The organism is Bacilli bacterium (assembly GCA_036381315.1).
GTDB lineage: Bacteria > Bacillota > Bacilli > Paenibacillales > KCTC-25726 > DASVDB01.
Genome location: DASVDB010000020.1, coordinates 1 through 12,150 on the forward strand (window position 1 = coordinate 1; position 12,150 = coordinate 12,150).

The 12,150-nt window shown below is 53.2% G+C and carries 12 protein-coding genes; 2 read left to right on the forward strand and 10 right to left on the reverse strand.

Going from position 1 to position 12,150, the window contains the following annotated elements; all coding sequences use genetic code 11:
• The 9 genes from VF260_01515 to VF260_01555 form a co-directional block, all read right to left on the reverse strand.
• A partial coding sequence (locus tag VF260_01515; protein ID HEX7055860.1) for an RNA methyltransferase PUA domain-containing protein occupies positions 1 to 156 on the reverse strand: 156 nt, incomplete at its 3' end.
• The gene (locus VF260_01520) at positions 147 to 827 is read right to left on the reverse strand and encodes a site-2 protease family protein (protein ID HEX7055861.1); all 681 of its coding nucleotides are present in this window, start codon (positions 825 to 827) and stop codon (positions 147 to 149) included. The genes VF260_01520 and VF260_01515, both read right to left, overlap by 10 nt.
• Before the next feature lie 13 nt (positions 828 to 840).
• Positions 841 to 1,806 carry a 50S ribosomal protein L11 methyltransferase gene (gene prmA / locus VF260_01525; protein HEX7055862.1) on the reverse strand — a complete coding sequence of 322 codons (966 nt, stop codon included), beginning with the start codon at positions 1,804 to 1,806 and terminating at the stop codon, positions 841 to 843.
• Between the two features lie 129 nt (positions 1,807 to 1,935).
• A complete protein-coding gene (locus VF260_01530; GenBank protein ID HEX7055863.1) occupies positions 1,936 to 2,307 on the reverse strand; it encodes a hypothetical protein in 372 nt (123 codons plus the stop codon).
• 15 nt (positions 2,308 to 2,322) lie between these two features.
• Positions 2,323 to 2,475, reverse strand: coding sequence for a YfhD family protein (locus VF260_01535; GenBank protein HEX7055864.1), 153 nt, complete (start codon positions 2,473 to 2,475; stop codon positions 2,323 to 2,325).
• Positions 2,476 to 2,633: 158 nt separating this feature from the next.
• Positions 2,634 to 5,312: a pyruvate, phosphate dikinase gene (gene ppdK / locus VF260_01540; protein HEX7055865.1), complete on the reverse strand. Its 2,679-nt coding sequence runs from the start codon at positions 5,310 to 5,312 to the stop codon at positions 2,634 to 2,636.
• A complete protein-coding gene (locus tag VF260_01545; GenBank protein ID HEX7055866.1) occupies positions 5,302 to 5,475 on the reverse strand; it encodes a GapA-binding peptide SR1P in 174 nt (57 codons plus the stop codon). The genes ppdK and VF260_01545 overlap by 11 nt, the downstream gene beginning before the upstream one ends.
• The gene (gene gap / locus VF260_01550; GenBank protein HEX7055867.1) at positions 5,417 to 6,499 is read right to left on the reverse strand and encodes a type I glyceraldehyde-3-phosphate dehydrogenase; all 1,083 of its coding nucleotides are present in this window, start codon (positions 6,497 to 6,499) and stop codon (positions 5,417 to 5,419) included. Before gap ends, VF260_01545 begins: the two co-directional genes overlap by 59 nt.
• Before the next feature lie 213 nt (positions 6,500 to 6,712).
• Positions 6,713 to 7,336, reverse strand: coding sequence for a TetR/AcrR family transcriptional regulator (locus VF260_01555; protein ID HEX7055868.1), 624 nt, complete (start codon positions 7,334 to 7,336; stop codon positions 6,713 to 6,715).
• An 85-nt stretch (positions 7,337 to 7,421) separates the two neighbouring features.
• Here VF260_01555 and VF260_01560 point away from each other — a divergent pair, with 85 nt between their 5' ends.
• A complete protein-coding gene (locus VF260_01560; GenBank protein HEX7055869.1) occupies positions 7,422 to 9,656 on the forward strand; it encodes an MMPL family transporter in 2,235 nt (744 codons plus the stop codon).
• Positions 9,657 to 9,835: 179 nt separating this feature from the next.
• Complete coding sequence (locus VF260_01565; GenBank protein ID HEX7055870.1) at positions 9,836 to 10,507, forward strand: DUF559 domain-containing protein; 672 nt, start codon at positions 9,836 to 9,838, stop codon at positions 10,505 to 10,507.
• A 399-nt stretch (positions 10,508 to 10,906) separates the two neighbouring features.
• Here VF260_01565 and dnaJ read toward each other — a convergent pair whose 3' ends face one another.
• Entirely contained in the window at positions 10,907 to 12,040 is a 1,134-nt protein-coding gene (gene dnaJ, locus VF260_01570; protein ID HEX7055871.1) for a molecular chaperone DnaJ, read from the reverse strand.
• Positions 12,041 to 12,150: the final 110 nt, after the last annotated feature.

Genomic DNA, 12,150 nt, shown 5'->3' on the forward strand with positions numbered 1-12,150 from the left:
TCCGTCACAGCAGATGATTCGCTCGCCGGGGCGAAAGCGCATTACCCGGGCAATATGGCGCGCGTCTTCGCCGACTACCGTAACACAATTGTCCCCAAATTGTCCGGAAGCCACAAAATAGCGCTGCATCGTTTGGCCATCCTTTCCTAGCCCCATGCTCCAAAAAGCTTTAATATCAGTTTTACCATTCCCTGGTACAGATCAATCTGCAGCGAAAACAGCGGATCGATGGTTATTCTGCGCAAAGGCGGGATGAACACCAGCAAAAGAAAGATAAATACGCCCCAATGTTCGATTTGTGAAAGCCTAGCCCGCGTTTGCTGCGGCACAATGTCTGCGATGATGCGATAGCCGTCCAGCGGCGGCACGGGAATTAAGTTGAAAATGAACAAAATCAGATTCAAACTGATCAATATATTGAATTGCACGTGAATCGCTTCGTTCACCCGCGACGTTTCCGGATTAAAACCGAAGGAAAGCAGCACGTACCACAGCAAAAGGGCGACAAAGGCCAAGAGCAAATTGCTTAGCGGCCCGGCCGCGGAAACAATGATCCCCATCAATCTGGGGTATTTGAACTTGGAGCGCATGACCGGCACCGGTTTTGCCCAGCCGAATCCGGCGATAAAAATTAGAATCGTGCCGAACACATCCAGGTGCCTGCGCGGATTCAGGGTGACCCTGCCTTGATTTTTCGCGGTATCGTCGCCGAATTTCCAGGCAAACCAGGCATGGGAACATTCATGAACCGAAAACGCGGCAGCCAACGCCAAAAACACAAAAGGAAATACGTCGAGCGGAAAAGCAAATAAATCGTCCAAATTCAAACCGTTCACCCGCCTATTGTTTGCGCGCCGAAAGCGCGACCCATTCGCCTTCCGCCATGCGGCGGACGATGCGCAATCCGGCGTCCGCCAACGCCTGCGCGACTTCGTTTTCTTTCCGTTCAATGATGCCGGAAGCGATCAATACGCCGCCATCGGCAAGCGCCCGCGCCGCATCGGCGGCAAATGAGATGATGATGCCGGCAAGCAAATTGGCCACAATAATGTCCGCCGGCGCAAAATCGCTCGGATTGGCGGCGCCCTCTCGCGTCAAAACGTTCAACAAATCGCCTTCGCAGACAACAATCCGGTCGCTCAGCCCGTTCGCCCCGATATTTTCACAAGCGCTGGAAACGGCGACAGGGTCCACGTCGATGGCCAGCACCCGTTTAGCGCCAAGTTTTGCCGCGGCAATCGCCAAAATGCCCGATCCCGTACCGACGTCGATGACGCGTTCGCCGCCGGTCTGCGTTTTTTCCAGCATGCGCAAACATAACGCCGTCGATGCGTGCGTTCCGGTGCCAAAAGCCATGCCGGGATCCAATTCTATGACCAAATCATTTTTCCGCGGGGTATAATCCTCCCAGGTAGGCTTGATCACGATCCGGTCGGAAATGCGAACGGGTTTGTAGTATTCTTTCCAGGCGTTTGCCCAGTCCTGATCATCGACTTCGTTCGTTTCGATGCGTCCGCTTCCCCGATCAATTCCGCAATCGGCCAAAGATTCGAGAAACCGCCGCAGTCGCTCTTTGATCCTCAGCACTTCCGCCGATTCCGCAAAATACGCGGAGAGAATCGCCTGTCCCGCAGGTATGTTATTTTCGGGAAGCTCGTACCATACGGTTTTATCTTCCGCTTGCCGTTTTCCGGGAATTTCCGCTTCTTCGATGGAGACGCCGCCCGCTCCCAGTTCGTGCAGAAAATGTGATACCGCTTCCACCGCTTCTGTTGTAGTGTGGACAGTCAATTCAACCCATTTCATGCCAATCCTCCAAAATTGCAGCACAGTAAAATTTCATGCAATTCATTTTACTACAAGTCTGCCTAAAGTGAAAATAAAAAGCGTCTTGCCAAGTTGGCGAAGACGCTTTTGCCCGCAAATTTTCCCCGTTCATATTTTTCCTCCCCCCGCTTCAATGACGCGCAGCGCCTGATGAAAATGCTCCTCGGCAATGACCGCCGTCAACAAAATATTGCGTCCCGTCGGCATTCCCTGTCCCCCGTCGCTCATTCCGCTGGCGCCCGCATCCGCCGCCGTTAAAATTCCGGCGCTTTTGTTCGTGATATCCGCAGCCAATGTCAGGCTTGCCAGGCTGGGGATGTCGCCGGTTATCGGATTCATGATCCGCTCTACCCCGTCGCCGGGAAATTTGGCAACTTTGCGGATGGACAATGCGGACGCGCGCAGCGACTCCAGTTTGCGCTTAACCGCCTCCGCCTCTTCGGGGGTATTAAAATAGGCCAAAATATTTTTTTCCGCCATCTCATCCACCTTTTTTTATCGCTTTTCCGCTCTTTGCTCCGCTTCAGTGGCCCGCGCCAAAGCTTCTATATCGTCCTCATCCGCGGCTACAAGGGAAAATTCCACATCTTCTTTTTTGGCGATTGGCAAATGGCGCCTTGCTGCTTCGTTGCCGCGTTGTTTCGGCATATATTGTTCGCCCCTTTCTAAAATGAGTCTGTTTATAGGTTTTGATCATCCGGCAAAATTATTCCAACGATCGCCATGCCTTTCGCCCAACAAATACCGGGAGCCGTCGCGACTCCCGGAACGTTCGGCAAACATGCCGTTTGTTTGCAATGTTTTTTTCAAGCCAGCTGTTTCGCTTTTTTGGCCAGTGCGCTTTGCTGTTCCGCCAATGCCGCTTGCGCCGCGGCGATTTTGGCGAACGGCACCCGAAACGGCGAGCAACTGACATAATCAAGGCCGGCGCGGTGGCAGAAAGCAATGGACTCTTTTTCCCCGCCATGTTCCCCGCAAATACCGGTTCTAAGCCCGGGTTTTGTTTCGCGCCCTTTTTGCACCGCCCATTTAACCAGCAGCCCAACGCCTTCGTGGTCCAGCACGCGAAACGGATTTTCCGCCAATATGTTGCGTTCGACATATTGCGGCAAAAACTTTCCTTCGGCATCATCGCGGCTGTATCCGAACGTCATTTGCGTCAAATCGTTCGTGCCGAAGGAGAAAAAGTCGGCATGTGCGGCAATTTTGTCCGCGGTCAAGGCCGCCCGGGGCACTTCGATCATCGTGCCGACACGGAAACGGCACTCGTGTTTGCGATTGCGGAGCACTTGTTCCGCCGTTGTTTCGACCAATTTGCGCAACATCGCCAATTCGTTGGCGTGGCCGACGAGCGGGATCATAATTTCCGGCGCAACTTCTATGCCTTGATCCAGACAAATGAGGGCCGCATTAAAAATAGCCTCCACCTGCATATCGTAGATTTCCGGGAAAATAATGCCCAATCGGCACCCCCGGTGGCCGAGCATCGGGTTTGCCTCAACCAGGTTCCGCACCTTGCGGATCATATTGTCGAGTTGCGCGATTTCCGCAGATTGCCGATTTTCCAGTTCCAGACGCTGACGCCTGAGCAGCAATTCCGGCAAATTCGGCAAAAATTCATGCAGCGGCGGGTCCAGCAGCCGAATCGTGACAGGCAACCCGCTCATAGCCGTGAAAATGCCCACAAAATCCGCCTGCTGCATTGGCAAAAGCTTATTAAGCGCCGCCTTGCGCTCTTGTTCCGTTTCCGCCAAGAACATTTCCTGCACGACGGGCACGCGCCGCGGCGACATAAACATATGTTCCGTTCGGCATAAGCCGATGCCTTCCGCGCCGTACGATCTGGCGCGCTCCGCGTCAACCGGATTGTCCGCATTTGCGTAAACGCGCAGCCTGCGCACTTCATCCGCCCACGCCAATAATTTCGCCAAATCAGCCGACAACTCGGGCGGTTGCAAGTTGACGGCGCCGCGGATGATCCGCCCGGAAGCGCCGTCGATCGTGATCCAGTCTCCTTCCGACACGGCTACCTTGCCGATCATGGCGGATTTTTGTTCCTCGTCGATGCGCAAATCTTCACACCCGCAGACGCAAGGCTTTCCCATGCCTCTTGCGACTACCGCCGCATGGCTGGTCATGCCGCCTCGCGCGGTCAGCACGCCTTCGGCGGCAATGACGCCGTGGATGTCTTCCGGTGTTGTCTCCACACTTGCCAGAATGGTCTTTTTTCCCTGTTTTGCCCACGCTTCAGCCGTATCCGCGCTAAAGACGATTTGCCCCGTCGCGGCGCCCGGCGAGGCCGGCAGCCCGTTGGCGATCACATCCAATTGCGCTTGCGGATCAATCGCCGGATGCAACAATCGGTCAAGATGTTCGGCTTCAATGCGCTGCAGCGCTTCATGCTTCTGAATAATGCCGTCTGACGCCATATCCACGGCAATTTTTACGGCCGCCTGCGCCGTCCTTTTGCCGCTTCTGGTTTGCAGCAAATACAGTTTTCCTTGCTCCACCGTGAACTCGATATCCTGCATGTCCCGGTAGTGAAGTTCCAGCCGCCGGGCGGTTTCGGCCAGCTGGCGGTACACATCCGGCATATCGTGCGCCAATTGGTTGATCTGAAGCGGCGTCCGCGCGCCGGACACGACGTCTTCCCCCTGCGCGTTGGTCAAGTATTCGCCAAACAGCGTATTGGCCCCCGTTGCCGGGTTGCGCGTAAACAGCACGCCGGTGCCGGAGTCCTCGCCCAGATTCCCGAACACCATCGCCTGGATATTTACCGCCGTTCCCTGATCATCAGGGATGCGCTGCGCTTTTCTGTACACGATTGCCCGCGGATTGTTCCAACTGCGGAATACCGCTTCCACGGCCAAATGCAACTGCTTCAATACATCCTGCGGAAATTCCGTTTGCGCCTGTTTGCGGAAAATCGATTTATAAGTTGCGATGAGACTTTTCCAGGCGTCCGCCGTTACTTCGCGGTCCGCGGCAAATCCGTGTGTTTGCTTCAGCTTGGCCACATGCTGTTCAAATATCTGCGAATCGATGCCGAACACGACATTGCCGAACATCTGCATCAACCGGCGGTAACAATCATATGCAAAGCGCGGATTTTGCGTTTTGGCGGACAGCCCGGCAACCGTTACATCGTTTAGGCCCAGATTAAGTATCGTATCCATCATCCCCGGCATGGAGGTAACCGAACCGGAACGGACGGAAACAAGCAGCGGGTTGTTTGCGCCGCCAAATGTTTCGCCTCTTGCTTGTTCCAGGGCGCTTAACGCTTCGGTTATTTCCGCGAACAGACGCGGCGGCATCGTTTCATGCGCGGCGAAATATTCCCGGCAAGCATCCGTCGTCACGGTGAAACCGGGAGGAACCGGCAGACCGGCGTTGGTCATTTCGGCCAGGTTTGCTCCCTTGCCGCCCAGCAACTGTTTCATGCGCGCATTTCCTTCGTGAAAATGAACAACTCTTCTAGCATTCATGTACGTTTTCCCCTACCTTTTCGCGAATGGCTTTGCAATTTTCCCGCTCGCAGCTGACGTAAATGACCGTCACCTTTTCCGTATCGACCATTTCCAAAATGTGATTACAATACTTGCACACGACGGTTCCCAACAACGTTTCGCCCGTGGCAGTCGCCGCCATTTTCCTTCATCTCCTTTCTTGTTGCCGCCGCAACATAATTTGCCAATTCCGCAACCCTGCACGCGTAAGCCCACTCATTGTCATACCAGGCCAAAACCTTCACCAGGCCGCCGCCCGCATTGAGCGAAAGACCGTCAATAACCGCCGATTTTTCGCAACCGATAAAATCCGTCGACACAAGGGGTTCGTCGCTTAAGGCGACATACCGGGCGTAATTTGCCGCGGCCGCCTGGCGAAAAGCCGCCTCCGCCGCTTCTTTGGTTACGCTCTTTTTCACTTGAACGGTAAGGTCAATCAAGGAAACATCGGGAACCGGCACCCTGATGGACACGCCCCGCACCACCGGCGCCAAATGCGGCAGCACATCCGTCAACGCTTTCCCGATGCCCGTGGTCGTCGGGATGATCGAATGGAAACACGATCGCGCCCGGCGCAAATCGCGGTGCGGATTGTCCAGATGATTCTGGTCGTTCGTAAACGCGTGCACGGTTGTCAGCCATCCGTTTTTTACCTGAAAAGCCTGATCCAAAATATCGAGCACGGGAGCGGCGCATATTGTCGTGCAAGACGCCGCGGATAGCAATGCGTGCCGTTGCGGTTTATACCGATGCTGATTGACTCCCATTACCACGGTAAGATCCAGGTCGCTTCCGGGAGCCGTGACGATGACGGTGGACGCCCCGGCAGCCAAATGTTTCGCCGCGTCTTTGCGGGAAGTGAATTTTCCGGTTGCGTCAATTACAACGTCGACGCCCAGCTTTTGCCACGGAATTCGCGCCGGATCATGCTCGCACACGACTTCGACGACATGCCCGTTAATCATGATTTGCCGATCGTTCGCGGCAATGTCGGCATGCCACCTGCCATGCGTGCTGTCATATTTCAACAGATGGGCAATCGTTTTGGCGGGGTGGATCGAATTGATTGCTGTTAACGCAAATTCCGGCGTTTTTTGGGCAAAGGCTTTTCTGATCAGCAGCCGCCCGATTCTCCCGGTGCCGTTTAAGCCAAAAGTTCCTCCCATTCCGCACCTCCTGATTGTTGTTATATATTTTATACCATTTATTTAATTATGACGCAATATATAAGAAATAAAAATTATTTAATACGCTATATATAAGTGAATATGCGCCCGAAATCAAAATTTATGGCACAATAAAAACCCGTTGCATGTGCCGATCGTTCACTCGGCATGCGCAGGGTTCGGGGAACATTGATTTTTTTGGCTGGCCTGATTTCAGTTGCGCTGCGCAGCGCCGTTCCAGAATACGCGCACAATGGCTGAGGCGGCATCTTCAAGGGTGGCATACCCCTCAAGAAAAGAACGGCTGTTTCCCAACATGCACAAAGCGCTGAACGCATGCGACAATAGCAGCGGGTTTTCCCGCGCAAGCGCCCCGCGCTCCATGGCGGCTTGCAAAGCGTCTGCCAGAGCCAAATGAATGGCCAGTTCCGCCTTGCGAATCTCCGCGATTTGTTCGCTCGATAAACGCAAACTGGCTTCTTTCAGCAAAGTTTCAAAATCTCCATGCTTGTGCTTCATGCGTTCCGCCGCAATATCAACCAACTTGTCCTTCAGATTTTTTTCCTGTTCCAGCAAATTGCGGACATGGCTTCGCACGCGTTCCAACGTATGCACAACCGAAAGCGTAAAAAGATTGGCTTTATTGTCGAAATAATAATATACCGTCGCTTTGGTAACGCCGCATTCGCGGGCTATCCGCTCCAGCGAAACCCGTTCAAAGCCCAGCTCCATAAACACGGCGGACGCTTTGCGCAAAACTTGTTCTCTTGTGCGGCTATCCCCATTATCCGATTTTTTCGGCCTGCCGGGCATACGATGTTTATTTGTCGGCATCATCAGATCCATCCTTGTTGCAAAATTAACCTTCCAGTATATATAATTAAAATCTAAACACATTATAGCATACATAGGGAGGCGACTTATGAGTCTTTCCATCCTAAAACAAATAAACGACTTCGTATCCGGCAAGGCCGGCAAATGGGTTACCTTGCTGGCATGGATCATATTGGCGGGCGTATTGAACAGCGTTTTCCCGCAAGCCAACAGCCTGGTGATTGACAATACCGCCAGTCTAAGCGACAAAATGCCGTCCGTGCAGGCCGAGGCGGTCGAAAAGCGGGAATTCCCGGATGAATCGGGCGTGCCCGCGCTCATTGTGTGGCACCGGGAAAACGGCTTGCAAAGCGACGATTTGGCCGCCATACAGGCTGTAGCCAAATATTTTACGGAATCTCCGCTAACCGGTCAATCTTTTGTCGTTCCCTTGCACAAATTGCCCGCGCCGGCGCTGCAAAAACAAGTTTCTTCCGACGGAAGCACGCTGGTGATGCCGTTATTTTTCCAACAAAACACCGATGAGGATCAGCTTAACGCCAGTATGCGGCAATTTCAAACGAAAACAATTGCCTTGCTGAATTCCGACCCGTTTGCCGCCCAAATTTCCGATTCCGCCGCGTTAAGCGCCAGAATTACCGGTCCGGTGGGCATTTCCATTGACGCCAAGGATTTGTTCAAGCGCGCCGATGTATCCTTGCTGATCGCGACCGTGTTGCTTGTCCTGATCATTCTGCTGTTGATTTACCGCTCGCCAATCCTTGCGTTGATTCCGCTTGTCGCTGTCGGTTTCGCCTATGGGGTCGTTAATCCGGTCATTGGGCGTCTGGCCGAGATAGGCTTAATCGACGTCGATTCGCAGGCATTATCGATCATGACCGTCTTATTGTTTGGGGCCGGTACCGATTATTGTTTGTTTCTGATCAATCGTTTTCGCCAGGCGCTGGGCGCGGAAAAGAGCATAAAAACGGCGCTGTTGCAATCCGTGAAAGGTGTCTCCGGAGCAATCGCGATGAGCGGAATTACGGTCGTCATCTCCATGTTTACGCTACTTTTGGCCAAATTCGGCTTCTATCACCGGTTCGCGATTCCGTTCGGACTGGCGGTGCTCGTCATGGTGCTGGCCAGCCTCACGCTGGTTCCCGCGCTTTTGGCCATTTTCGGTCGCGTATCTTTTTACCCGTTTATCCCGCGCACTCCGGAAATGGCGCGCGATTGGGCCGCACGCAAAGGCAAGCCGGCGCCAAAGTTGAAAGAACCGCACCGATTCGGCATGGCATTGGGCGGCAAAATCGTGCAAAAGCCGCTGCTCGTGGCAGCCATTACGGTAATTGCGCTTGGCGGATTAGCCGTGTTCGCCGCCCAAACGAAATTTACCTACGATACGTTTTCCGCGTTTCCGAGCTCGATGCCATCCCGGGAAGGCTTTGCGCTGATCGGCGACAAATTTTCCCAGGGCGAATTGGCGCCGGTAAAAGTGATGATCCAAACCGAAGGGAAAGATATTTCCGTTCAAACCGCATTGCAAAAGCTGGATTATATTGCGAAAATATCCGGTCCGCAAAATGGAAAGCAAAACCCGGACATAGTGGCCTACCAACTTGAACTGAAGTTCAACCCTTTTTCCAACGATGCGATCGACCGCATCCCCGAACTCAGGGAAAAACTGACCGCCGCCGTATCCGCGGCAGGCATCGGCGATGCGGCGCATAAAGTGTGGATAGGCGGACAAACCGCCAACCAATACGATATCCGCCAAGTTTCGTCCGATGACGCGCAGCGGATTATTCCCGTGATAATCGTCTTGATTTCACTTTTGCTCTTTTTCTATCTTCGTTCGGTTACTGCGACCATCTATTTGATATTGACGGTGCTGTTGTCTTATTTTTCCGCGTTGGGGCTCGGTTGGCTGATTGTGCATTACTTGCTGGGCGCGGAGGCAATTCAGGGGTTCATTCCCTTGTACGCTTTTGTGTTTCTGGTCGCGCTTGGGGAAGACTACAATATTTTTATGGTGTCGAGCATATGGAAAAACAGCAGACATGTGCCGCTCCGTCAAGCCGTGCGGCAAGGCGTCGCCCATACCGGCTCCGTAATCACTTCCGCCGGCATTATTTTGGCCGGAACGTTCGCGGTGCTTGCTTCTTTGCCGATTCAAATTCTCGTTCATTTCGGGATTATTACCGCTGTCGGCGTCATCCTTGACACATTTATTGTTCGCCCTTTCCTGGTGCCGGCTTTGACCGTTTTGCTTGGCCGTTTTGCCTTCTGGCCGGGAAAAACGCCGCAAATTGAGCATCCAATCCAGAACAGAGGAGGATAATTTAGTGGAGATGCCGATGTGCCGGGGCGGGAATGAGGAGATAGCATTGCATATCGATATTCGTATTGTCCATTAAGCGCAACTTTTTTATAATGAATGAATAGTGGCGAAGAACGTCCTATTCCCGCATGTATGCGGAACAGGACGTTCTTTCATTTTTTTTGGGGAGGCGATGCAAGATGGAATTTGCGGAAGCTCATGCCGCATTTATCCGGCATCATCTGGAAAAACGGACGGGCGAACGCCGCGGGCGTCTGGAAAGGGGGCATCAACATGGCGAGATGCTTTTTCTGAAAAATGTGTGGTGGCCGTTGCGGGGAAATTTCCGCGATCTGCATCCGGAATATGAAGTGACCGATTGGCGAGGGAGGCCCTACTTCGCCGATTTCGCCTGGTTGCCGGGGCAACTAAGGTTGGTGATTGAAATTAAAGGATATGCCTCGCATGTCCGGGACATGGACAGGCAAAAATTTTGCCATGAATTGAATCGGGAAACCTTTTTGCACGCGATGGGCTTTCAGGTTATTTCTTTCGCATATGACGATATCGAACAGCGCCCAAAGCTTTGCATAACGCTTTTGCAAATGGTGATGAGCCGCTACTTGCCAAGTCATGCCCCGATTTCCCGCGCACTTTTGGCGGAAAAAGAAGTCGTCCGCTTGGCGGTTCAAATGGCTAAACCTGTTCGCCCGATTGACCTGGTCCGACATTTTGAAATTGACCAAAAAACAGCGATACTGCTTTTAAAGAAACTATGCCGGAAAGGGTGGCTGCAGCCAATTGTTCATGGCGGCGGGAAAAGAATTGCCCGATATGAATTAACTCGGGGGGCGTTTGATTACATCGATTAACATTACATCGATTAATGCGCCGGGATTCTCTTGGCATGCGGGAAATTCTCCGGTAAAAATGATGGAAAAGCCGTTTATCGGATCTTATGTAGGAAAAACTCCTTGATAAATTTGCGGTTTTTCGGCTATTAGCAGATTTCGGCGAATTATGCGGGAAGTTTTCCGGCAAAATTTCATTTTTGCGTTAATTTGCCGAAAATAACAGGAGGTTTTCCTGCATACGGTCGAAGCGCGCAAACTCACCGGGTTACAGATGGCGGATCGGGAGCAAAAATAACCAGCCTGCAAATGTCCCGACAAACTGGGACATGCAGGCTGGATGTCATGATGCGCCGATCTGGCGCCGGTATGCTTTGGTTGCGCAACCGCCCGGCTTGCAAGCTAATCGGGCGATGTTTTTCATTCGCCGAGAAACGCCTTTTTCATCCGTTCAAAAATGTTCTGCGATTTTTCATGCGTATCCTCGCCGCTGATCTGCGCGAATTGGCGAAGCAAATCTTTCTGTTCTTCGCTCAGACGCGTAGGCGTGACGACGACCACCTTGACATGCTGGTCGCCTTGGCCATAGCCGCGCAACCGCGGCACTCCTTTGCCCTTCAAGCGAAAATACGTGCCGGTTTGCGTGCCCGCCGGAATTTTTAACTTTACCTTCTCCGTAAGCGTCGGGATCTCGATCTCGTCGCCAAGCGCCGCTTGGGCAAAGGTCAGCGGGACTTCGCAATAGATGTCGTCGCCTTCGCGCTCAAAGAAATCATGCGGCTTCACGCGAATGACTACATACAAATCGCCCGGGGGGCCGCCGTTCGTTCCCGCTTCGCCTTCTCCGGAAATGCGCAGTTGCGCGCCTTCGTCGACGCCCGCCGGAATATTCACCTTGATCTTGCGGTGGCGTTTCACTTTGCCCGTGCCGTGGCAATCGCCGCATTTTTCCCGAATGATTTTCCCCTGTCCGCTGCACGCCGGGCATACCCGGCGATTGACAATGCGGCCAAACGCCGTATTCTGCACGACTTCCTGCTGTCCGGAACCGCGGCAAACCGAGCAGACTTCCGGCTTCGTTCCCGGCCGCGCTCCGGTGCTGTGGCAACGGTCGCACGTTTCCGTCCGGGGAATTTGAATTTCGGTTTCTTTGCCGAATACGGCTTCCTTGAATTCAATCGTCATGGAATACTGCAAATCGGCGCCGCGCCTGGGCGCGTTCGGATTTCGCCGCTGCTGCCCGCCGCCGCCGAAAAACATATCGAATATATCGCCGAAGCCGAAATCCCCGCCGCCAAATCCGCCCATGCCTCCCATGCCGCCCATACCCTGATTCGGGTCGACATGGCCGAATTGATCGTATTGCGCCCGCTTCTGCGAATCGCTTAGCACCTCATACGCTTCTTTGACTTCTTTAAATTTTTCTTCCGCGTCCGCCGCTTTGTTCACGTCCGGGTGATACTGCCGAGCCAATTTGCGATACGCTTTCTTGATATCTTCCTCGCTGGCTTTACGGTCTACCCCCAAAACTTCGTAATAATCGCGTTTGCTCAACGTTTCACCCCATTCCCATCGATCGCATCGCTTTTCGTCGTTTCACCAAAGACGCGCAACAAATAACGAGCCGTTATTTGTTGCGCCGTCTATGCTTCCTTGCGGCTTAT